The organism is Pseudomonas sp. KH_046_1 (assembly GCF_057839025.1).
The window spans coordinates 3383889-3405947 of record NZ_CM174481.1; the positions used below are offsets into that span (position 1 = coordinate 3383889).

17 protein-coding genes and 2 riboswitches are annotated in these 22059 nt (G+C 61.6%); of the genes, 6 read left to right on the top strand and 11 right to left on the bottom strand.

What is annotated here, in order from left to right:
• Window positions 1-18: 18 nt before the first annotated feature.
• The 5 genes from AC3IT9_RS15620 to AC3IT9_RS15640 form a co-directional block, all read right to left on the bottom strand.
• A complete protein-coding gene (locus tag AC3IT9_RS15620; RefSeq protein ID WP_489270300.1) occupies window positions 19-813 on the bottom strand; it encodes an amino acid ABC transporter ATP-binding protein in 795 nt (264 codons plus the stop codon).
• A complete protein-coding gene (locus AC3IT9_RS15625) occupies window positions 810-1472 on the bottom strand; it encodes an amino acid ABC transporter permease (protein WP_150723636.1) in 663 nt (220 codons plus the stop codon). Before AC3IT9_RS15625 ends, AC3IT9_RS15620 begins: the two co-directional genes overlap by 4 nt.
• 9 nt (window positions 1473-1481) lie before the next feature.
• A complete protein-coding gene (locus AC3IT9_RS15630; RefSeq protein WP_150756924.1) occupies window positions 1482-2144 on the bottom strand; it encodes an amino acid ABC transporter permease in 663 nt (220 codons plus the stop codon).
• 51 nt (window positions 2145-2195) lie between these two features.
• Window positions 2196-3044, bottom strand: a complete 849-nt coding sequence (locus AC3IT9_RS15635) for a transporter substrate-binding protein (RefSeq protein ID WP_489270301.1) — start codon at window positions 3042-3044, stop codon at window positions 2196-2198.
• A 267-nt stretch (window positions 3045-3311) separates the two neighbouring features.
• A complete protein-coding gene (locus tag AC3IT9_RS15640) occupies window positions 3312-3716 on the bottom strand; it encodes a MerR family transcriptional regulator (protein WP_489270302.1) in 405 nt (134 codons plus the stop codon).
• A gap of 76 nt (window positions 3717-3792) precedes the next feature.
• On the opposite strand from AC3IT9_RS15640, the gene AC3IT9_RS15645 reads away from it, so the two are divergent.
• Window positions 3793-5016, top strand: a complete 1224-nt coding sequence (locus AC3IT9_RS15645) for an NADH:flavin oxidoreductase/NADH oxidase family protein (RefSeq protein ID WP_489270303.1) — start codon at window positions 3793-3795, stop codon at window positions 5014-5016.
• A 146-nt stretch (window positions 5017-5162) separates the two neighbouring features.
• Here the strand turns inward: AC3IT9_RS15645 and AC3IT9_RS15650 are convergent, their stop codons facing one another.
• The 4 genes from AC3IT9_RS15650 to cobW form a co-directional block, all read right to left on the bottom strand.
• Window positions 5163-5708 (bottom strand): vWA domain-containing protein, encoded by a 546-nt coding sequence (locus AC3IT9_RS15650; RefSeq protein ID WP_489270304.1) that lies wholly within the window; start codon window positions 5706-5708, stop codon window positions 5163-5165.
• 119 nt (window positions 5709-5827) lie between these two features.
• Window positions 5828-6835, bottom strand: a complete 1008-nt coding sequence (locus tag AC3IT9_RS15655) for a magnesium chelatase ATPase subunit I (RefSeq protein WP_423504513.1) — start codon at window positions 6833-6835, stop codon at window positions 5828-5830.
• A gap of 158 nt (window positions 6836-6993) precedes the next feature.
• Window positions 6994-10857: a cobaltochelatase subunit CobN gene (gene cobN, locus AC3IT9_RS15660; protein ID WP_489270305.1), complete on the bottom strand. Its 3864-nt coding sequence runs from the start codon at window positions 10855-10857 to the stop codon at window positions 6994-6996.
• Between the two features lie 3 nt (window positions 10858-10860).
• Window positions 10861-11931, bottom strand: coding sequence for a cobalamin biosynthesis protein CobW (gene cobW, locus AC3IT9_RS15665; RefSeq protein WP_150753465.1), 1071 nt, complete (start codon window positions 11929-11931; stop codon window positions 10861-10863).
• Window positions 11932-12035: 104 nt separating this feature from the next.
• A riboswitch (cobalamin riboswitch) is annotated at window positions 12036-12248 on the bottom strand.
• A 176-nt stretch (window positions 12249-12424) separates the two neighbouring features.
• A riboswitch (cobalamin riboswitch) is annotated at window positions 12425-12650 on the top strand.
• Window positions 12651-12771: 121 nt separating this feature from the next.
• Here cobW and AC3IT9_RS15670 point away from each other — a divergent pair.
• From AC3IT9_RS15670 to cobM, 4 genes are all read left to right on the top strand, one after another.
• Window positions 12772-12963, top strand: coding sequence for a CbtB domain-containing protein (locus AC3IT9_RS15670; RefSeq protein WP_150755732.1), 192 nt, complete (start codon window positions 12772-12774; stop codon window positions 12961-12963).
• Between the two features lie 11 nt (window positions 12964-12974).
• Complete coding sequence (locus tag AC3IT9_RS15675) at window positions 12975-13682, top strand: CbtA family protein (protein WP_489270307.1); 708 nt, start codon at window positions 12975-12977, stop codon at window positions 13680-13682.
• Window positions 13679-14092 (top strand): cobalamin biosynthesis protein, encoded by a 414-nt coding sequence (locus AC3IT9_RS15680; RefSeq protein WP_102671349.1) that lies wholly within the window; start codon window positions 13679-13681, stop codon window positions 14090-14092. Before AC3IT9_RS15675 ends, AC3IT9_RS15680 begins: the two co-directional genes overlap by 4 nt.
• A gap of 83 nt (window positions 14093-14175) precedes the next feature.
• The gene (gene cobM / locus AC3IT9_RS15685; RefSeq protein ID WP_489270308.1) at window positions 14176-14922 is read left to right on the top strand and encodes a precorrin-4 C(11)-methyltransferase; all 747 of its coding nucleotides are present in this window, start codon (window positions 14176-14178) and stop codon (window positions 14920-14922) included.
• Window positions 14923-15063: 141 nt separating this feature from the next.
• On the opposite strand, the gene nfuA is transcribed toward cobM, so the two are convergent.
• Window positions 15064-15648: a Fe-S biogenesis protein NfuA gene (gene nfuA / locus AC3IT9_RS15690; protein WP_007912592.1), complete on the bottom strand. Its 585-nt coding sequence runs from the start codon at window positions 15646-15648 to the stop codon at window positions 15064-15066.
• 135 nt (window positions 15649-15783) lie between these two features.
• Window positions 15784-18081 carry a fatty acid cis/trans isomerase gene (locus AC3IT9_RS15695; protein WP_489270309.1) on the bottom strand — a complete coding sequence of 766 codons (2298 nt, stop codon included), beginning with the start codon at window positions 18079-18081 and terminating at the stop codon, window positions 15784-15786.
• Between the two features lie 156 nt (window positions 18082-18237).
• On the opposite strand from AC3IT9_RS15695, the gene metH reads away from it, so the two are divergent.
• A complete protein-coding gene (metH, locus tag AC3IT9_RS15700; RefSeq protein ID WP_150723623.1) occupies window positions 18238-21948 on the top strand; it encodes a methionine synthase in 3711 nt (1236 codons plus the stop codon).
• Window positions 21949-22059 lie beyond the last annotated feature (111 nt).

A 22059-nucleotide genomic window follows, 5' to 3' on the forward strand; every position in this document is an offset into this window, starting at 1 on the left:
TGATTGAACATTGAAGGATCAAAAACGGGTGCTTTTGAGAAATTCCGCCAGTCGTGGCGACTGCGGGCGTTCGAACAGGTCCTTGGGTGGCCCCTGCTCTTCGATTCGCCCCTGATTCATGAAAACGATCTTGTCCGAGACCTCGAACGCAAAGCGCATTTCGTGGGTCACCAGCAGCATGGTCATGCCGTCTTCGGCCAGGCCCTTGATCACGCTCAACACTTCGCCCACCAGTTCCGGGTCCAGCGCCGAGGTCACTTCGTCGAACAGCATCAGGCTCGGGTTCATCGCAATCGCCCGGGCGATCGCCACGCGCTGCTGCTGACCGCCAGACAACTGACCGGGAAAGTGATCGCGACGCTCCAGCAGGCCAACGCGCTCCAGCCATTTCTCGGCCAGGGCCACGGCCTCGTCCTTGTGCAGCTTCTTGACCTTGAGCAGGCCCAGGGTGACGTTCTGCAATGCAGTCAGGTGCGGGAACAGGTTGAACTGCTGGAACGCCATGCCGGTCATGGCGCGATGGCGGGCAATGACTCTTTCCGGGTGGCGAATGCGTTTGCCGTTGACCTCGTCATAACCGATGGATTCGCCGTCGAGCAGGATCTGCCCGCCCTGGAACTCTTCAAGCATGTTCACGCAGCGCAGCAGCGTGGTCTTGCCCGAACCGCTGGAGCCGATCAGTGTCACCACGTTGCCGCGCTGCATGCTCAGGTCCACGCCCTTGAGTACTTCGAGCTGGTCGTAACGCTTGTGCAGGCCGCGAATGTCCAGCAGCGGTTGGCCGTTTTGTGCATTGGTTTGAGCCTGAGTCATGGCAAAGCCACCCGCTTTTCAATGTGCCGGCCGAGTAACTCGATGCCGTAGTTGATGACGAAGAACAGGAAACCGGCGAACAGGTAAAACTCCAGGGTCATGAACGTCCGGGCAATGATCTGCTGGGTACTGAGCAGCAATTCCGCTACGCCGATCACCGACAACAGGGTCGAGGCCTTGACGATCTCGGTGGACGAGTTGACCCAGGTCGGCAGGATCTGCCGCAATGCCTGGGGCAACAGCACGTAACCGAGGGCCTGGTAGAACGTCAGGCCGATGGCCTTGCTCGCCTCCATCTGCCCGAGCGGCAATGCCTGCAATGCACCGCGCACGATCTCGGCGACATGGGAACCGCAGAACAGCGTCAAACCCAGTGCACCGGCCTGGAACGCGCTGATCTGCCAGCCCAGTGCCGGCGCCATGTAAAAGCACGCCAGCACCAGCACGAACACCGGCGTGCCGCGAATCACATCGACATAAAAACGAAACGGCGCGCGCATCCAGAATTTTCCGTAGGTCAGCACCAGTCCGGTGACGACGCCAACGAGCGTGCCGAGCAGAATCGCCAGCACCGACACCTGGACACTGGTCAGAAAGCCCTGCCACAGCACTTCCCGCGCCACCCACAACTCATGCAACCAACTGGGGGATTCGTACATGGGGGCCTCCTATCGGCGAATCGCCAGACGCTGTTCGAGGTAACGCAGCATCATGGCAATGAGGTAACAGGCCGCCACATAGAGCGCCGTGGTCACCAGCCAGGTTTCAATCACCCGGTAGCTCTCGACATTGATCTTGCGCGCGTAATAGGTCAGCTCCGGTACGGCAATCGCGGCCGCCAGCGAGGTGTCCTTGAACAGCGAAATGAAGTTGTTCGACAGCGCCGGCAATACATTGCGCAGCATCACCGGCACGGTGACGTAGGCCTTGACCTGCCACTCCCCCAGGCCAATGGCCAAACCGGCTTCACGCAGGCCCTTGGGAATGCTCAGCAAGCCGCCGCGGAACACTTCAGTCAGGTACGCCCCGGCATACAGCGACAGGGTGATGATGAACGAGGGGATCTTGTCCAGCCGGATCCCCAGGCTCGGCAACGCAAAGTAGATCAACAGGATCAACACCAGGATCGGCGTGTTACGAATCACCGTGACATACACCGACGCCAGCACCCGCAATGCGCGATGCCTGGACAACAAGGCAAACGCCATCATCAGGCCGATCACGCAGCCGATGGCGATCGACACCAGGGCCAGTTCAAGACCCATACCGAGCCCCACCAGCAAGGTGTCGAAATCGCGCCACACGGCGGCAAAGTTCAACTGATAGTTCATGGTCAGCAGTACCTTGAGCGGGGCGCATTTGGGCGCCCTGCTCTCACGGGATCATTTGAATTCGACGGGGAAACCGATGGCCGGGGTCGGCAGATCCACACCGAACCATTGCTTGAACGACGCCGCGTAAGTCGGGAACTCAACACCGGTCATGGCCTCATGCAGGGTGGTATTGACGAAGTTCAGCCAGTCCTGATCGCCGCGCTTGACCGCGCAGGCATAGGTCTGCGGGCTCCAGGCGTAGGCCGGGCTGCGATAACGACCCGGGTTCTGCACCATCAGGTACTTCACCGAGGACTGGTCGGTGGCCGCCGCGTCGGCGCGGCCGGAGTTCACGGCCTGGTACATCAGGTCCACGCTGTCGTATTGATCGACCTTGGCCTTGGGCAGCGCCTGATGCACCAGTTCTTCGGCATAGACGTTTTGCAGCACCGCCACGGTGAGACTGTCACCGGCGGCTTTCATGTCATCGATTTCCTTGTACTTGCTGTTCGCCGGCAGCAGCAGGCCGACACCTTCACGGTAGTACGGCAGGGTGAACGCCACTTGCTGCGCACGGCTGGCCGTCACGGTGATGAACTGGCAACTGATGTCGACCTTGTCGGTCAGCAGGTTGGGAATCCGCGCATCGGACGACTGCACCACGTACTCAACCTTGGTCGGATCGTTGAACAAACCCTTGGCGATCATGTGCCCGATATCGATATCGAAACCCTGCAACTTGCCATCCGCACCCTGGAAGTGCCACGGCGCGTTGGTGCTGCCGGTGCCTACGATCAGTTTGCCGCGGGCCAGAACGCTATCGAGCTTGCTGTCCGCCGCCTGGGCCACGCCCATGGCAGCAGCAGAGGCTGCAAACAGAAAAACACACGCTGTGAACAAGGAAGGTCGGCGATGCATGGCAAGCACTCCAGGGTGATGTTTATTCCGCTATACCGGAACATGGTATGTAACAACGGAATAGACAGCAGAAAGTGTGCCACAGGATGTGGAGGGAATGTGAGCGAGATTGAAATTTGTTTTGAATCAGGGGGATGCGTAAGGAGAGGAAAAAACGTTACCAAACGCACGGAACCCTGACCGCTACCGTTGGCTACAAAGGGCGGGTATCTGGTTCACAACCGGGCGTTTGGAGGGCCGGTACGCCGATGAACAATCCGTCCTGACCTAGTGCTTGAATGACGTCATCACCCGTTCAGCATTTTCATCGCAGCTCATGCCTTCGGGCTTGGCCTGTATGGTGTCGATCCAGCCCAGCAACTGCGCCTTGCTATGGGCCAGGTGCCGTTGCATCTCTTCGATCTGCTCGATCTTGCGATGCAGGCCGGCCATCAACTCATCGTGCTTGAACGCGCCCGTCACAGTATCCGGCAGCAACTGCTTGAGTTCCTCCAGGCTGAAACCGGCTTGTTGTGCGCACTGGATGAGTTGCAGGGTTTGCAGCGCCTGTTGCGAGTAACGCCGATAACCGTTGGAAGAACGCTCGACCTGGCGGATCAAGCCCTGAGACTCGTAAAAACGGATGCGCGATGCGGTCAACCCGCTCAACTGCGCCAATTCACCAATCTTCATTGCGGCCTCATTTACCTGCTTGACATTAAAGTTAACTTTAAGCTTAGCCTCTGCTCATCACTACGAGGAGTCAAGCATGTCGCCCTTCCAAACATTGAATCTGCCCAACGGCCAGACCATCGGCAATCGCATTGCCAAAGCCGCGATGGAGGAGAATCTCGCCAACACCGATCAGGTGCCCGACCAGGCGCTGTTGCGCCTGTATCAGGCCTGGGCCGAGGGCGAAGCCGGCTTGCTGCTGACCGGCAATGTGATGATCGACCGCCGCGCCATGACCGGCCCCGGCGGTGTAGCGCTGGAAGACGAGCGCCACCTGGAGCGCTTCCGCCAGTGGGCCAGCGTCGGCCGCTCCGGCGGTGCGCATTTCTGGGTGCAGCTCAACCATCCTGGCCGCCAGACCATGGCTAACCTCGGCCAGCAAGCCTTGGCGCCGTCGGCTGTTGCGCTGGATCTGGGCCAGTTCTCGAAGATGTTCGCCGAACCCAAGCCCATGAGCGAGGACGACATCCTGGAGGTGATCCGACGCTTCGCCACCAGTGCTGCACTGGCCGAGAAAGCCGGTTTTACCGGTGTGCAGATCCACGCCGCCCACGGCTACCTGCTCAGCCAGTTCCTTTCGCCGCTCACCAATCGGCGCACCGATCAATGGGGTGGCTCCCTGGAAAATCGCGCGCGCCTGCTGTTGTCCGTCGTCGAGGCGGTTCGCCAAGCGGTGTCGCCGCAATTTTGCGTGTCGGTAAAACTCAACTCAGCGGATTTCCAGCGCGGCGGTTTCGATGCCGATGATGCACGGCAAGTGATCCAGTGGCTGAACGAACAAGCGATCGACCTGCTGGAGCTCTCCGGCGGCAGTTACGAAGCACCGGCCATGCAAGGCGAAGCGCGCGACGGCCGGACCCTGGCACGGGAGGCGTACTTTCTGGAAATGGCCGGTGAACTGGCCAGCGTGGCGCGGATGCCAGTGATGGTGACCGGCGGGATCCGGCGTTTGGCAATCGTCGAACAGGTCCTCGACAGCGGCCTTGCCATGGCCGGCATCGGCACCGCGCTGGCCGTGGAACCGCACCTGGTCAAGCACTGGCGCGAAGGCCAGGACAGCCATCCGCAATTGCCGCCGATCCGCTGGAAGCGCAAGCCCCTGGCGGCGCTGGCGAGCATGGCGGTGGTCAAGTTCCAGCTGCATCGCTTGAGCCGTGGGCGCAAAACCCGACCCAAGGTTTCGGCGTTGTTGGCGTTGATTCTGGATCAGTTGTACATCGCCAGGCGGACCCGACAGTATCGGCAGGCGATGGGCAAGTAATCCGGAATTGATGGTGGCTGACACATCGCCTTCGCGAGCAAGCCCGCTCCCACAGGGGGCATTCGGCGTTCACAGACTTTGTGTTCACCCGGACCAATGTGGGAGCGGGCTTGCTCGCGAAGAGGCCGGCCCAGGCAAAGGAGAATTCAGCCAGGAATCAGCTCGTCAATGTGCCGATACTCCGCCTGCAACTGCGCCGCCAACACCCTGCTGCGCCCAAGCCGGATCGGCCCGCGCTCGATGTCGATCAGCAACCCCGGACACTCCAGTACGGGCAACAGCGGCCAGTCCTTGAGCCGGCCATCGGTCACCAGCAACAACCGCTGCTGCTCCGCCGGAAAACGCTTTTGCCGTGCCGCAAGCCATCGACCCGCTTCGCCCAATGCCGCCGGCAACGGCGTACCGCCACCGGCGCCAAGACCATCGAGCCACTGGCGTAATCCGCTGGAAGCTTTCAATCCCTGCACCTGCCACCTGGGTGCAGCACCGCTGGCCGTGAGCAACGCCAGTCGCGCACGCTGGCGATAGGCATCGTCGAACAACTGCGCCAGCAAGCCCTTGGCATCGCTCAATGCCTGATGACGGCGGGTCGAAGCAGAGGCATCAACGATCACCAGCCACAGTTCATGGGGCGAACGAGTGCGCAGCTGAAACAACAGGTCGTCACGCTGACGTGGCCGGCCATTGAGCAATGTGCCGGGCCAGTTGACCGAGCCGCTGCGTGCTGCATGACGCTTGCCCTGTTTACCGTGGTCCAGCCGCCCGGCTCGGGGTCTGGCATTCGCCCCCGCAACGGAGCGAGGGCGAATGCCTAGGGCTTTTTTGGCCAGCTCGGCACTTCACGTCGTGCGCCGACCGCCAGCGCCTGGGCAGGCAACTCGCCCCACTGGCCCTGCCCTTCGCTCGGGTTGGCGTTTTGCGGCGCAGAGGGTTGCGCAGCCTGGGATGGCTGAGATGCCGGTGCGCAATGCTCGCGGCGACGATGGCGCAAGGCGAATTCGGCAACGGCGTCGATATCGTCCTCGGCGATCGCGTTCGCCCCGCGCCAGGCGGCGTGTGCCCGGGCGGCGCGCAGCCAGACCAGATCGGCGCGCAAACCATCGACGCCGGCGGCAAAGCAGCGTTCGGTGATGTGTTCCAGCGCCTGGTCGTCGAGGGGAATGTTCGGCAGTGCATTGCGTGCGTTCTGGCAACGTTCACGCAGAGACGCCTGCGCGGACTCCCATTCAGCGCAGAAACCTTGCGGATCGCTGTCGAAATCCAGGCGACGGCGGATGATCTGACCGCGCTCGGCCGGCGCGGTGTGGCCACCGAGGGCGACGTTCAAGCCGAAACGGTCAAGCAATTGCGGACGCAGTTCACCCTCTTCCGGGTTCATGGTGCCAATCAGCACGAACTTCGCCGAATGCCGATGGGAAATACCGTCACGCTCCACCAGATTGGTGCCGCTGGCGGCCACATCGAGCAGCAGGTCAACGAGGTGATCGGGCAACAGATTGACCTCGTCGACATAGAGCACGCCTCCGTCAGCCTTGGCCAGTACGCCGGGGGAAAACTGTGCGCGACCTTCGCCCAGCGCCGCGTCGAGATCGAGGGTGCCGACCAGCCGTTCCTCGGTGGCGCCCAGCGGCAAGGTGACGAACTGACCGCTGGCCAGCAGGTCCGCCAGACCGCGGGCCAGGGTCGACTTGGCCATGCCCCGCGGGCCTTCGATCAGGACACCGCCGATTTTCGGGTCGATGGCGGTCAGGTACAGGGCCAGCTTCAAATCGTCGGCGCCGACCACGGCGGAGAGCGGGAAATGCGGGGTGTCGGTCATCTTCAATACTCAGTCCTGGTCGGTGATCTATCTACAAAAATTACAGTCGCCTTTATCCCTGTGGGAGCGAGCCTGCTCGCGATGAGGCCATCACATCCACCATCATCGTTGGCTGACAAATCGCCTTCGCGAGCAGGCTCGCTCCCACAGGGAAGTGATTAGCCGTCTTCTTCTATATCCAGCAACAAATTCTCCAGCGCCTCGCGGTACTCGCCGGGCTCCTTCCACATCCCGCGTTGTTGCGCCTCGAGCATGCGTTCGGTCATGTCGCGCAAGGCATGGGGATTGTGTTCGCGGACAAAATCCCGGGTGTCCGGGTCGAGCAAATAGGCATCGGCCAGCAACGCGTACTGGTGATCGTCGATCAACTGCGTGGTGGCGTCGAAGGCGAACAGGTTGTCGACAGTCGCCGCCATTTCGAACGCGCCTTTGTAGCCGTGACGTTTAACGCCTTCGAGCCACTTCGGATTGGCCGCCCGGGAGCGGATCACCCGGTTCAGCTCTTCCTTCAGGGTACGAATCTTCGGCAGGTCCGGCTGGCTGTGGTCGCCATGATAGCTGGCCGCCGCCTCGCCTTTCAGGCTTTCCACCGCCGCGAGCATACCGCCCTGGAACTGGTAGTAATCGTTGGAGTCGAGCAGATCGTGCTCGCGGTTATCCTGGTTTTGCAGCACCGCCTGTACCTGGCTCAGGCGCTGGCTGAACTGTTCGCGGGCAGTGGTGCCTTCGTCGGAACCGCCGTAAGCGTAGCCGCCCCAGTTGAGGTAGACCTCGGCCAGGTCCTCGCGGCTCTGCCACAGGCGACCGTCGATAGCGCCCTGCACGCCTGCGCCGTAGGCACCGGGTTTGGCCCCGAAAATCCGCCAGCCGGCCTGACGTCGCGCAGCGTCTTCATCGAGCCCTGACTGCAGCAGGGCTGTGCGCTCGGCGCGTACCTTGGCCGCCAACGGATTGAGGTCATCCGGCTCATCGAGGTCGGCCACCGCTTGCACCGCGGCGTCGAACAAGCGAATCAGATTGGCAAAGGCATCACGGAAGAAACCGGACACACGCAAGGTCACATCGACTCGCGGACGGTCGAGCAGGCTCAGCGGCAAAATCTCGAAGTCATCGACCCGCTGGCTGCCGGTCGCCCAGACTGGACGCACACCCATCAGCGCCATGGCCTGGGCGATGTCATCGCCGCCGGTGCGCATGGTCGCGGTGCCCCACACCGACAAACCGAGCTGGCGCAAATGATCGCCGTGGTCTTGCAGGTGCCGTTCGAGAATCAGGTTGGCCGACTGGAAACCGATACGCCACGCCGTGGTGGTCGGCAGGTTGCGCACGTCCACCGAATAGAAGTTGCGACCGGTGGGCAGCACGTCCAGGCGACCACGACTCGGTGCGCCGCTAGGGCCCGCCGGGACGAAGCGACCGCTGAGGGCATCGAGCAATCCGCGCATTTCCGCCGGACCGCAGGCGTCCAGACGTGGGGCGACCACCTCGCGCAGGCTATCGATGATGGCTTGCACCTCGATCCAGTCGGCCCCTTGTGGGAGCGGGCTTGTCTCCGGGTGACGTTCCGACGAAGCGGTTGATCCTTCAACATTTATGTCGATTGACCCACCGCTTTCGCGAGCAAGCCCGCTCCCACAGGGGCTGTTCAACGCGTCCGAAATCAACTGCGCGGCGAACAACTCCAGGCGCTCGCGGGTATCGCCCGCCGTGCGCCAAGTCTCGTCGCTGATAAGCAAAAGTGGTTCGGGACGAGGCCCTGTCCACGGTTCGGCCAGCGCACAATCGAGCGGGTCGAAGCCCAACACGAAGGCCTTGGCCAGTGCCCGCAGCAGACTCGACTGCGCGCCCCGGCCATCGCCCCGTGGAATGCGCAACAACGCCAGCAAGGTGTCGATACGCAAACGCCCGGTGGGCGATTCGCCGAACACATGCAGGCCGTCGCGGATCTGCGACTCTTTCAAGTCGCACAGGTAAGTGTCGAGTCGCGGCAACCAGATCGCCGCGTCGGCATCACTGTCGAGTTGTTCGTCCAGCTGCAGTTCTCGGTCGATGTGGGTGTCACGCACCAGTTGCAGGATATCGCGCTGCAACTCTCGGGCGCGGCGCGGATCGAGCAGCTGCGCTTCGTAATATTCGTCGGCCAACAGTTCGAGGTTGCGCAGCGGGCCGTAGGTTTCGGCGCGGGTCAGCGGTGGCATCAGGTGATCGATGATCACCGCCTGGGTGCGCCGCTTGGCCTGGGCGCCCTCGCCCGGGTCGTTGACGATGAACGGATAGATGTTCGGCAGCGGCCCGAGCAAAGCATCTGGCCAGCAATGTTCCGACAGCCCGACGCCCTTGCCCGGCAGCCATTCGAGGTTGCCATGCTTGCCGACGTGGATCACGCCATGGGCGCCGTAGGTGTTGCGCAGCCAGAAGTAGAACGCCAGATAGCCGTGCGGCGGCACCAGGTCCGGGTCGTGATACACCGCGCTCGGGTCGACCTGATAACCACGGGCCGGCTGAATGCCGACGAAGGTCAGGCCAAAACGCAGGCCGGCGATCATCATCCGTCCGCTGCGACACATCGGATCGCTTTCCGGCGCGCCCCAACGTTCGAGCACCGCTGCGCGGTTGGCTTCGGGCAGGGCGTTGAACATCGCCAGATAGTCATCCATCCCCAGGCTTTGCTGGCACGGACGCAGGTCGAGGGTCTCGAGATCGTTGCTGACGCCACCCAGCAACTGCTGGATCAGCGCGGTGCCGCTGTCCGGCAATTCAGCCGGCAATGGATAACCTTCGGCATGCAGCGCCCGCAGGATATTCAGCGCGGCGGCCGGGGTATCGAGGCCGACGCCGTTGCCGATGCGACCGTCGCGGGTCGGGTAATTGGCGAGAATCAAGGCAATGCGTTTTTCCGCATTGAGCACCCGCGCCAGATCGACCCAGCGCTGCGCCAGTTCGGCAACGAAATCCATGCGTTCCGGTTGTGGCCGGTAGCAGACCACATCCGACTGACTGCGCTCACTGCGCCACGCCAGGTCCTTGAAACTGATCGGGCGGCTGATGATGCGTCCGTCCAGCTCCGGCAAGGCTATGTGCATCGCCAGGTCTCGAGGGCCGAGGCCCTGTTCGCTGGCGCGCCAACCGGGCTCGTTGTCCTGGGCGCAGATCGCCTGGATCACCGGAATATTGCGGCGAAACGGGCGCAGATGCGGTGCTTCAGGACTGGATTGGGCGAAGCCGGTGGTGTTCAGGATCACCGAGACGCTGGCCTCATCCAGCCAGTCCTCGACCACGCAAAGACAACCGGGCTCTTTCAGACTGGCCAGCGCGATCGGCAACGGATTCAACCCCGCGGCCTGCAAGCGTTGGCAAAAAACATCAATGAAAGCCGTGTTCGCCGCTTGCAAATGCGAGCGGTAAAACAACACCGCCGCCACCGGTTGATCGGCGTGCCAGTCGGCCTGCCAGTCGCTCAGTGCGGCCGAATGTTTGTGCGGATGGTAAATCGCCGTGCGTGGCAGGGTTTGCGGCTCGCCCCAGGTGTAATCACGCGCCAGCCAGCGGTTGGCCAGACAGCGGAAGAAATCGAGGGCATTGCCCATGCCGCCCTGGCGCAGAAACTGCCAGAGCCGGTCGCGATCTTCTGCACCGACGGTGCTCAGGTCACTGAGCTCCGGGTCCGGGCGATCATCACCCGGCACCAGAATCACCTGCACGCCGCGCTGCGACAGTTCGACCAGGCGCTCGATGCCGTAACGCCAATAGGCGATGCCACCGTGCAGCGAAATCAGGATCACCCTGGCGTGACGCAGCACTTCATCGACGTACAAGTCGACCGAGGCATGGTTCTGCACCTGCATCGGGTTGGCCAGGCGCACGCTCGGGTAATCGTCGGGCAATTGCTGCGCCGCTTCGGCGAGCAGCGCCAGGCTGGAATCGCCGCTGCACAGGACCACCAACTCGGCGGGGGTTTGTCCAAGGTCGGCAATGTTGTCATCCGACACGAAACCGCCGGGTTGGGTCCTGAGCAGGTGCATGGCTTACACGCTGAGCGCGGCGCGCAATTGCGCTTCGAGAACAGTGGCGTCCAGTTCCTGGCCGATCAGCACCAGGCGGGTGACTCGCGCTTCTTCAGCGCCCCACTGGCGGTCGAAGTGCTTGTCGAAACGCGTGCCCACGCCCTGGATCAGCAGGCGCATCGGCTTGTTGGGGATCGCCGCAAAACCCTTGACCCGCAGGATGCCGTGCTGGACCACCAGTTGGGTCAGCGCGTCCAGCAGCAGGCTTTCGTCGGCTTGCGGCAGTTCGATGGAGATCGAATCGAAGGCGTCGTGATCGTGGTCGTCATGATCGTCGTCGCCATCGTGATGATGGTCGTGGTGGCTGTGACGGCTGTCGATGTGTTCTTCGGAGCCGGCCCCCAGGCCGATCAGCACGTCCAGCGGCAGGCGACCGCTGCTGGCTTCGATGATTTTCACCGCTGGCGGCAATTCCTCGGCGACTTCCAGGCGCACACGGGCCAGGTCCGCCGGGTTGATCAGGTCGGCTTTGTTGAGGATCACCAGGTCGGCGCTGGCCAATTGGTCGGCGAACAGTTCGTGCAGCGGCGATTCGTGGTCCAGGTTCGGGTCGAGCTTGCGCTGGGCGTCGACCTGATCCGGGAACGCGGCGAAGGTGCCGGCGGCCACGGCCGGGCTGTCGACCACGGTGATCACTGCATCCACCGTGCAGGCACTGCGGATTTCCGGCCACTGGAAGGCCTGCACCAGCGGCTTGGGCAGCGCCAGGCCGGACGTTTCGATGAGAATGTGGTCCAGATCGCCGCGACGGGCCACCAGTTCGCGCATCACCGGGAAGAATTCTTCCTGGACGGTGCAGCACAGGCAGCCGTTGGCCAGCTCATAGACACGGCCGTTGGCTTCTTCTTCGGTGCAACCGATGGAGCACTGCTTGAGGATTTCGCCGTCGATGCCCAACTCGCCAAATTCGTTGACGATCACCGCGATGCGGCGACCCTGGGCGTTGTCGAGCATGTGCCGCAGCAGCGTGGTTTTACCCGAGCCGAGAAAGCCGGTAACGATGGTGACGGGGAGTTTGGCCAGTGTTTTCATCGGATGCCCTATGGCTAATGTGGCGGGCATACGGGACGACGACCGGCAACGCGGACACGCGTGCCTGAGAGAGTTCGCCACCGGATCACCCCGCCCGGTTGAAAGTGAGAATCTGTGACGAGGCAGGTCTCCTGGCTGACGGTGTGCCGGCCTTGAGCCTGGCATTCGCTGCGCCTTCCCGCCGGCCTCATGGATTGAGCCTGCAGTGGCGTGGCAACGAACATCACCGTTCACAGTTGCGGGGGCAGCCGCGGCATCGACCGCGTTCCCTTCTTAGCTTCGGCAAACGCCGAAGAACCTCGAAAGCGCAAGGCTACGCATGGTATTGGGGCGGGTCAATGTCTTGTGGTGCCCTCACTGGCCCCATCGCAAGCAAGCTCGCTCCCACAGATGACCGCGTTCCAATGTGGGAGCGAGCTTGCTCGCGATGAAGGCGACTCGGTCTTCAGTTGAGAACCCTTGCCAATTGACGCCAAACCCCCGCCCATGCTCTCCTACACACCTTGTTACGGGTGCCCTTCACAGGGTGAAACGGGAAACCGGTGAATCATGTGCTTTACTCTTAAGCCATGTCAGTCCGGTGCTGCCCCCGCAACGGTAAGCGAGCGAAGCATCAGATCCACTGTGCCATTGCGACATGGGAAGGTGATGTTTTCAGGTTCAGGCCCAAGCCTTTGCCCCTCGTGAGCCCGGAGACCGGCCCGCAACACAAAGTGACCAGTACGGTCACTGAACCAACAAACCCGCGGTGGGCGGGCGCTGTTTGAAACCTTGCGCGCCGGGTCGTGCGGGTTTTTGCATGCGCTCTTATTCCCCGCTGACAGACCAGAGGGAAACGCCATGTCGATCATCAGCAGCGCCGAACACACATCCGCGAGCACCACCTCAACCCTGACCCAACGTCTGACCGTCGCCGTCTGCGCGTCGATCCTGGGCGCTTGCCTTGTGTATTTCGCCGGTTTCTCGCACATCGAAGCGGTGCACAACGCCGCCCACGATACCCGTCACAGCTCCGCGTTCCCGTGCCATTGAGAGCTGTCGACATGATCAAGCGTATTGCGCAAACCGCAGGTTTCACCGGGCTGTTGGCCGCCCTGTTGCTGACCCTGCTGCAAAGCTTCTGGGTCGCTCCGCTGATTTTGCAGGCCGAGACCTACGAAAAAACCGAACCGGCCGCTGTTGAAATGCATGAACACGCCGACGGTGCGATGGCTGCCCATACCCACGATGCACAAGCCTGGGAGCCGGAAGACGGCTGGCAGCGCGTGCTGTCGACCACCGGTGGCAACCTGGTGGTGGCCGTCGGTTTCGCCCTGATGCTGGCCGGCCTGTACACCTTGCGTGCGCCGACCAAAACCTCCCAGGGCCTGCTCTGGGGCCTGGCCGGTTATGCGACGTTCGTGCTCGCGCCGACCCTCGGCCTGCCACCTGAACTGCCAGGCACTGCCGCCGCCGATCTGGCACAACGGCAACTGTGGTGGATCGGTACCGCCGCCTCCACCGCCGTCGGTATCGCGCTGATCGTGTTCAGCCGGCACTGGCTGATGAAAGTCCTCGGTGCGGCGATCCTCGCCGTTCCCCATGTGATTGGCGCACCACAACCGCAAGTGCATTCGATGCTTGCTCCAGAGGCGCTGGAAACCCAGTTCAAAATCGCTTCGCAACTGACCAACGTGGCGTTCTGGCTGGCCTTGGGCCTGATCAGCGCCTGGTTGTTCCGTCGCAAAAGCGATGGCCAATACCACGCATGACTGACGTCAGCACAGCGCCGACCCTGGTGGTCGGCCTGGGCTGCCAGCGAGGCTGCCCTGTCAGCACGTTGCTGGCGCTGCTCGATCAGGCGCTGGAGGCACACCAGATTGCTCGTCATGAAATCAAGGCGCTGGCCAGCATCGATTCGAAGCGCGACGAACCTGCGCTGATCGAACTGGCTCAGCAGCTTGGTCTGGAATTGATGTATTTCAGCAGTGAACAACTGGCCGCTTATGAACCGCAACTCAGTCATCAATCGCAAATAGCGTTTGAACGCACCGGTTGCTACGGCGTGGCGGAAAGCGCCGCACTGGCCCTGGCGGAACAACTGGCCCAGGCCCCGGCAAAACTGCTGATTCCACGGCAAAAATACGCCCAGGCAACACTTGCATTGGCCGGCGCTGCGTAAAAAACCGATAATCCCCGCCTTTGATCATGAACATTCTTCATCTGAAGCCCTGTTCAGCCCCTTTTTTCCCACAGGAACCGACGATGACCGTCTACTTCATTGGCGCAGGTCCCGGCGACCCCGAACTGATTACCGTCAAGGGCCAGCGGCTGATTCGCAGCTGCCCGGTGATCATTTATGCCGGCTCTCTGGTGCCTGCCGCCGTACTGGAAGGTCATTGTGCCGAACAGGTGGTCAACAGCGCCGAACTGCATCTGGAACAGATCATCGACCTGATCAAGAGCGCCCACGCCAAAGGCCAGGATGTGGCCCGGGTGCACTCCGGCGATCCGAGCCTGTATGGCGCCATTGGCGAGCAGATTCGCTATCTGCGCGAGCTGGGCATTGCGTTCGAAATCGTACCTGGCGTGACGGCCACAGCCGCTTGCGCAGCGCTTTTGGGTGCGGAACTTACGCTGCCGGACATTTCGCAAAGCGTCATCCTGACGCGCTACGCCGACAAAACCGCCATGCCACCTGGGGAGGAATTCTCCAGCCTGGCGCAGCACGGCGCGACCATGGCGATTCACTTGGGGGTCAATCACCTGGCGAAGATCGTTGAGGAACTGCTGCCCCATTACGGCGCCGATTGCCCGATTGCGGTGGTTCACCGCGCGAGCTGGCCGGATCAGGATTGGGTGGTGGGAACGCTTGAGGATATTGCCGAAAAAGTTGAAGCCAAGGGCTTTCGCCGTACGGCGTTAATTCTGGTGGGTCGGGTGCTGGGCAGCGATCACTTCAGTGAGTCGTCGCTGTATCGCGCGGGGCATGTGCATCTCTATCGCCCATAAGGCCCCTTCGCGAGCAGGCTCGCTCCCACAGTTGACCGTATTCCAATGTGGGAGCGAGCTTGCTCGCGATGGCGTCGGTCAATTTCACCCATAAAAAAACGGCGCTCACGGGGCGCCGTTTTTTTGTTCGCAGCGAACACCTTAGTAGTAGGCGTTTTCTTTCTGCGTGTGGTCGGTCACGTCGCGAACACCCTTGAGCTCAGGGATGCGCTCAAGCAAAGTACGCTCGATGCCTTCCTTCAGCGTCACGTCGGCCTGGCCGCAGCCCTGGCAACCACCGCCGAACTGCAGGACGGCGATGCCGTCTTCGACCACGTCGATCAGGCTGACCTGACCGCCGTGGCTGGCCAGCCCCGGGTTGATCTCGGTTTGCAGGTAGTAGTTGATGCGCTCGTTGACCGGGCTGTCGGCGTTGACCATCGGTACCTTGGCGTTTGGCGCCTTGATGGTCAGCTGGCCGCCCATGCGGTCGGTGGCGTAGTCGACTACGGCATCGTCCAGGAAGGCTTCGCTGAAGTGGTCGATGTACGCGGTGAAGCTTTTGAGCCCCAGCGCGGTGTCTTCGGGTTTTTCTTCGCCCGGCTTGCAGTAGGCAATGCAGGTTTCGGCGTACTGGGTGCCAGGCTGGGTGATGAAGACGCGGATGCCGATGCCCGGGGTGTTCTGCTTGGAGAGCAGATCAGCCAGGTAATCGTGGGCGGCGTCAGTGATGGTAATAGCGGTCATGGAAACTCCTCGCAGGCTTGGGCGCAGTTTACGCCAATCAACGCGCCGGACAAAGTCCTAGTATTTTTGTCGGGAAAGATTTCGACAAATCCCTCTGTGGGAGCGGGCTTGCTCCCACAGGGGATCAGTGGTGTTTCAGAGGTTCTCGTAGCGGTTCATGTCCAGCACGCCCTCTTCCACCGGATCGTTTTCGTAGATATAGCGGCTCAGATCATGGAAATAAGCCCAGAATTGCGGATGACTGCGGCGTATTCCCCAACGTTCGACGATTTTCTCGAAGCTGTCGGTATCCTTGGCGCTTTCCATCGCATCCACAAACGCCGGCACTTGCCCGGCCGGGATGTTGAACATGAAGTTCGGGTAGCTGCTAAGCACACCCGGGAAAATCGTCAGGGTGTCGAGCCCCGGTTGGTAGCGCAGTGATTCACCGAGCAAGAACGCCACGTTGCTGTGGGCACGGTTACGCAACAGGCTATAGACCTCACGCTTGCCGCTGGTGGTTTCGATACGCAGCAGGGTGGCTTCCGGCAACTGGTCGATGACCTTCAGCCCGGCGGCCGGCCGCGAAGTCAGACGGCTCAGCGCCTGCTCGGCACTTTGCAGGTCCGGGTCGATGTTCGGCCGCGAACAGTAAGCGCCATCGCAGCGATTGATCGGGTCGGGCCTGGCATTGAGGTCGCCGTATCGGGCCAGCAGCTGATTGGCAAAGTCACGCTTGGGATCAGTCGAATTCAGATTCAGCGCGGTCGGCGTGTCGTCGTCGATGGTCTCGTAGTCGAGCCACATCTTGAATTTGCCACTGTTCTGATACCAGTCGTCCAGGTAGTCATCCCGGGAGTCGGCGGGCATCAGGCGCAGGAAGTTCTGCTCGGCGCCGTTGCGGATCAAGTCGAAATACAAGCGCGTCTGGGCCTGGTGGGACAGGTTGCCGAACACATCGAAGTTCACCGCCAGTTGATAGTAGGTGCGCTCCAGCAGCGGATAGTCGAACAGCCATATCGTTTGCGGCACCTCGCCGATCAGGCCTTTGGTCACCGAAGCGCTGTCGAAATGGCGGAAGATACTCAGCAGCGCATTGTCGTTGCCGGCCCACAGGGTCGACCAGCTCGGCACTGGCTCGTCGGCGTAGCTGTCCCGGCGCAAGGCTTCGTACTCATTACGCTTATCGCGGTAGTCGTGCCACAGGCTGAGGACGCTGCCGACATCATCGTTCTGCCCCGGCATCGCCAGCAACGGCGTGGCCTGCCCGCGATAGTTCGGATCGGTGACATACAGGTCGTGCTCGGGCGCCTGGAACAGCGCCCAGAAATTATCGCGGATCACGTCCGTGGCGATCTGACCACGACACACTGGCCCACGGATAAAGGTGCGCACAAAGTACTCGGCGTTATCGAGCATGAACTGATAGCGCGCCTGGGCCGGAATCGCTTCGAAGGTGGCGAACGGATTAGCCCGGCTCTGTGGCCCATAGCCCGGCAACGCATCGACCTGCCAGTTGCCGCTGTAGAACAGGCTCTTGACCCGCGCCAGCTTCGCCGAACTCAGCGGATAGGTGATGTGGGTCTTGTGCACGATCACACCCTGCACCGGCCACAAGCGATAGTAAAACTGCGTGCCCGGATCATCGTTCGGGCGACGGGTGTTGATCAGGTCAATCGGCTGGCCGGTCGGGGTGCGCGAACGCACCCACTGGAAGAAATGCCCAGGCTCGCCATCCTTGAAGTAGAGATGGGCGAGAAACCAGTGCTCGTACAGCCAGCGCCCCACCAGACTTTCCCGGGCGCCCGGCGAATTGAGCAGGTTTTCCCATTGCACCACCTGCAAGGCTTCCCTGGCGCTGGGCGCCAGCGCCTGCTGATCGATCGGCGCGCCGGCCGCCAGCCAGCGTTGCAGCGTCTGGTACTGCTGGTCGGTCAGGCCGGTCACTGCCAGCGGCATACCCTCCTTCGAATGCTTGGCGGCATAACCGTCGAACTCCGCGGGCATGGCACACATGTTTTCCCGATTCAGGCCCAGGACGATGTCTTGCGGCAGCTTCGCATTAGGTTGCAACGGAGTCTTGTGGCCAAGCTCCAGCATCCGCGCCATCAGTGCAGCCTGGCTGCCCTGGGTATCGAGCACCGAATAAAAGCCCTTTTGCTGCCAGGCCTGTTTGCCGGAGGCGTCATAGAACAGTCGGGTCGGCGCCACCGCTTTAGTGCGGTCACCGTCATAAACCGGGACTTTCGTCGCACCACGCGCTGCGCCCTCACCGCTGCCCAGGTTGAGCTGACAGGCGGCGTCATTGCAGGCGTGGCAGGCCACGCACTTTTCAGTGAAGATCGGCTGAATGTCACGGCTGTATGAAATGGCAGAGGAAATCGCCGGACTTTGCGCCAGAGCGCCCCAACTTAAAAACAACAACAATGTGCTGATGACGAAGCGATACGACATGTCCCTGGTCCCGGATCCTGAAAAAACGCCGCGATTCTACCGGTCTGTCATCCTTACCAACATGAACGATATTCATGCAATTTCGAGTCATGCTCCAAAAGCGCACAGGTTTGCTATCATCCCGGCCCTTCGTCATGGCCTTACCGAGTAGTCCAAATGTCCGATCGCAGCGTTCGCCTTCAAGCTCTCAAGCACGCCCTCAAAGAGCGCATCCTGATTCTCGATGGCGGTATGGGCACGATGATCCAGAGCTACAAGCTCGAAGAGCAGGATTACCGTGGCAAACGCTTCGCTGACTGGCCAAGCGATGTCAAAGGCAACAACGATCTGTTGGTACTGACTCGCCCGGACGTGATTGGCGGCATTGAAAAAGCCTACCTGGACGCTGGCGCCGACATTCTGGAAACCAACACCTTCAACGCCACCCAGATTTCCCTGGCCGACTACGGCATGCAAGGCCTGGCGTATGAGTTAAACGTAGAAGGCGCACGCCTGGCGCGCAAGGTCGCCGACGCCAAGACCCTGGAAACCCCGGACAAGCCGCGCTTCGTTGCCGGCGTGCTCGGTCCTACAAGTCGCACCTGCTCGTTGTCCCCGGACGTGAACAACCCCGGCTACCGCAACGTGACCTTCGATGAACTGGTGGAGAACTACACCGAGTCCACCAAGGGTCTGATCGAAGGCGGCGCCGACCTGATCCTGATCGAAACCATTTTCGACACCCTGAACGCCAAGGCCGCGATCTTCGCCGTCCAGGGCGTGTTCGAGGAATTGGGCATTGAATTGCCGATCATGATTTCCGGCACCATCACCGACGCCTCGGGCCGCACCCTGTCGGGCCAGACCACCGAAGCGTTCTGGAACTCCGTGGCCCACGCCAAACCGATTTCCGTCGGCCTGAACTGCGCCCTCGGCGCCAGCGAATTGCGCCCGTACCTCGAAGAGCTGTCGAACAAAGCCAACACCCACGTTTCCGCGCACCCGAACGCCGGCCTGCCGAACGAATTCGGCGAGTACGACGAACTGCCGTCGGAAACCGCCAAGGTCATCGAAGAATTCGCCCAGAGCGGCTTTCTCAACATCGTCGGTGGCTGCTGCGGCACCACACCGGGCCACATCGAAGCCATCGCCAAGGCCGTGGCCGGTTATGCGCCACGCGAGATTCCGGACATCCCGAAGGCCTGCCGCCTCTCGGGCCTTGAGCCGTTCACCATCGATCGCAACTCGCTGTTCGTCAACGTCGGTGAGCGCACCAACATCACCGGTTCCGCCAAGTTCGCCCGCCTGATCCGCGAAGACAACTACACCGAAGCCCTGGAAGTCGCCCTGCAGCAGGTCGAAGCCGGCGCCCAGGTGATCGACATCAACATGGACGAAGGGATGCTCGATTCGAAGAAGGCCATGGTGACCTTCCTCAATCTGATTGCCGGCGAGCCGGACATCTCCCGCGTACCGATCATGATCGACTCCTCCAAGTGGGAAGTGATCGAAGCCGGCCTCAAGTGCATCCAGGGCAAGGGCATCGTCAACTCGATCAGCATGAAAGAAGGCGTCGAGCAGTTCATCCATCACGCCAAACTGTGCAAGCGCTACGGCGCCGCCGTGGTGGTGATGGCCTTCGACGAAGCCGGCCAGGCCGACACCGAAGCGCGCAAGAAGGAAATCTGCAAACGTTCCTACGACATTCTGGTCAACGAAGTGGACTTCCCGCCGGAAGACATCATCTTCGACCCGAACATCTTCGCCGTCGCCACCGGCATCGAAGAACACAACAACTACGCCGTCGATTTCATCAATGCCTGTGCCTACATCCGTGACGAACTGCCGTATGCGCTGACCTCCGGTGGCGTGTCCAACGTGTCGTTCTCGTTCCGTGGCAACAACCCGGTGCGCGAGGCGATCCACTCGGTGTTCCTGCTGTACGCGATCCGTTCCGGCCTGACCATGGGCATCGTCAACGCCGGTCAACTGGAGATCTACGACCAGATCCCGGCAGAACTGCGCGACGCCGTGGAAGACGTGATCCTTAACCGCACCCCGGAAGGCACCGACGCCCTCCTCGCCATTGCCGACAAGTACAAGGGCGACGGCAGCGTCAAGGAAGCCGAGACCGAAGAGTGGCGCAACTGGGACGTCAACAAGCGCCTGGAGCACGCACTGGTCAAGGGCATCACCACCCACATCGTCGAAGACACCGAAGAGTCCCGTCAGTCCTTCGCCCGCCCGATCGAAGTGATCGAAGGCCCGCTGATGTCCGGCATGAACATCGTCGGCGACCTGTTCGGCGCTGGCAAAATGTTCCTGCCGCAGGTGGTGAAATCCGCCCGTGTGATGAAACAGGCCGTGGCGCACCTGATCCCGTTCATTGAACTGGAAAAAGGCGACAAGCCGCAAGCCAAGGGCAAGATCCTGATGGCCACGGTGAAAGGTGACGTGCACGACATCGGCAAGAACATCGTTGGCGTGGTGCTCGGTTGCAACGGCTATGACATCGTCGACCTCGGCGTGATGGTGCCGGCAGAGAAAATCCTCCAGGTAGCCAAGGAACAGAAGTGCGACATTATCGGCCTGTCCGGCCTGATCACCCCGTCGCTGGATGAGATGGTCCACGTCGCCCGCGAAATGCAGCGTCAGGACTTCCACCTGCCGCTGATGATCGGTGGCGCCACCACCTCCAAGGCGCACACGGCGGTGAAGATCGAGCCCAAGTACAGCAACGATGCGGTGATCTACGTCACCGACGCCTCCCGCGCCGTGGGCGTGGCGACGCAGTTGCTGTCCAAGGAGCTCAAGGCCGGTTTCGTCGAGAAAACCCGCCAGGATTACATCGAGGTTCGCGAGCGCACCGCCAACCGCAGCGCCCGCACCGAGCGCCTGAGCTATGGCGCGGCCATCGCCAAGAAACCTCAATTCGACTGGGCGAGTTACACACCGGTCAAACCGACCTTCACCGGTACCCGGGTGCTGGACAACATCGACCTCAACGTCCTGGCCGAGTACATCGACTGGACGCCGTTCTTCATCTCCTGGGACCTGGCCGGCAAGTTCCCGCGCATCCTCCAGGACGAAGTGGTCGGTGAAGCCGCCACCTCGCTCTACAAAGACGCCCGGGAAATGCTCAGCAAACTGATCGACGAGAAGCTGATCAGCGCCCGCGCGGTGTTCGGTTTCTGGCCGGCCAACCAGGTGCATGACGACGACATCGAGCTCTATGGCGATGACGGCAAGCCAATGGCCAAGCTGCATCACCTGCGCCAGCAGATCATCAAGACCGACGGCAAGCCGAACTTCTCCCTGGCCGACTTCGTCGCGCCCAAAGGCAGTGAAGTGACCGACTACGTGGGTGGCTTCATCACCACCGCGGGGATCGGCGCCGAAGAAGTGGCCAAGGCCTACCAGGATGCCGGCGACGACTACAACTCGATCATGGTCAAGGCCCTGGCCGACCGCCTGGCCGAGGCCTGCGCCGAGTGGCTGCACCAGCAGGTGCGTAAAGACTACTGGGGTTATGCCAGGGATGAAGCGCTGGATAACGAGGCACTGATCAAGGAGCAATACAGCGGTATCCGTCCGGCACCGGGCTACCCGGCCTGCCCGGACCACACCGAGAAGGCCCAGCTGTTCGCCCTGCTCGATCCAGAGGCCCAGGAAATGCGCGCAGGCCGCAGCGGCGTGTTCCTCACCGAACACTACGCGATGTTCCCGGCAGCAGCGGTCAGCGGCTGGTACTTCGCTCACCCGCAGGCGCAATACTTTGCCGTGGGCAAGATCGACAAGGACCAGGTGCAGAGCTACACCTCGCGCAAAGGCCAGGAGCTGAGCGTGACCGAACGCTGGCTGGCGCCGAACCTGGGTTACGACAACTAAACTGCTTTGCCGACCACAACATCGTGGTTGGCAAAGGCCCTCTGTAGGAGCGAGCCTGCTCGCGATTGCGGAACATCATTCAACATTGATGTTGAATGATGTTCCGCAATC

What these genes read in the sequence shown, in the direction of transcription:
- cobM (WP_489270308.1), top strand. Translation starts at nt 14,176, where the DNA reads ATGACCGTCTACTTCATTGGCGCAGGTCCCGGCGACCCCGAACTGATT.
- metH (WP_150723623.1), top strand. Translation starts at nt 18,238, where the DNA reads ATGTCCGATCGCAGCGTTCGCCTTCAAGCTCTCAAGCACGCCCTCAAA.
- AC3IT9_RS15675 (WP_489270307.1), top strand. Translation starts at nt 12,975, where the DNA reads ATGATCAAGCGTATTGCGCAAACCGCAGGTTTCACCGGGCTGTTGGCC.
- AC3IT9_RS15670 (WP_150755732.1), top strand. Translation starts at nt 12,772, where the DNA reads ATGTCGATCATCAGCAGCGCCGAACACACATCCGCGAGCACCACCTCA.
- nfuA (WP_007912592.1), bottom strand. Translation starts at nt 15,648, where the DNA reads ATGACCGCTATTACCATCACTGACGCCGCCCACGATTACCTGGCTGAT.
- AC3IT9_RS15645 (WP_489270303.1), top strand. Translation starts at nt 3,793, where the DNA reads ATGTCGCCCTTCCAAACATTGAATCTGCCCAACGGCCAGACCATCGGC.
- AC3IT9_RS15635 (WP_489270301.1), bottom strand. Translation starts at nt 3,044, where the DNA reads ATGCATCGCCGACCTTCCTTGTTCACAGCGTGTGTTTTTCTGTTTGCA.
- AC3IT9_RS15680 (WP_102671349.1), top strand. Translation starts at nt 13,679, where the DNA reads ATGACTGACGTCAGCACAGCGCCGACCCTGGTGGTCGGCCTGGGCTGC.
- AC3IT9_RS15695 (WP_489270309.1), bottom strand. Translation starts at nt 18,081, where the DNA reads ATGTCGTATCGCTTCGTCATCAGCACATTGTTGTTGTTTTTAAGTTGG.
- AC3IT9_RS15630 (WP_150756924.1), bottom strand. Translation starts at nt 2,144, where the DNA reads ATGAACTATCAGTTGAACTTTGCCGCCGTGTGGCGCGATTTCGACACC.
- AC3IT9_RS15620 (WP_489270300.1), bottom strand. Translation starts at nt 813, where the DNA reads ATGACTCAGGCTCAAACCAATGCACAAAACGGCCAACCGCTGCTGGAC.
- cobN (WP_489270305.1), bottom strand. Translation starts at nt 10,857, where the DNA reads ATGCACCTGCTCAGGACCCAACCCGGCGGTTTCGTGTCGGATGACAAC.
- AC3IT9_RS15640 (WP_489270302.1), bottom strand. Translation starts at nt 3,716, where the DNA reads ATGAAGATTGGTGAATTGGCGCAGTTGAGCGGGTTGACCGCATCGCGC.
- cobW (WP_150753465.1), bottom strand. Translation starts at nt 11,931, where the DNA reads ATGAAAACACTGGCCAAACTCCCCGTCACCATCGTTACCGGCTTTCTC.
- AC3IT9_RS15625 (WP_150723636.1), bottom strand. Translation starts at nt 1,472, where the DNA reads ATGTACGAATCCCCCAGTTGGTTGCATGAGTTGTGGGTGGCGCGGGAA.
- AC3IT9_RS15655 (WP_423504513.1), bottom strand. Translation starts at nt 6,835, where the DNA reads ATGACCGACACCCCGCATTTCCCGCTCTCCGCCGTGGTCGGCGCCGAC.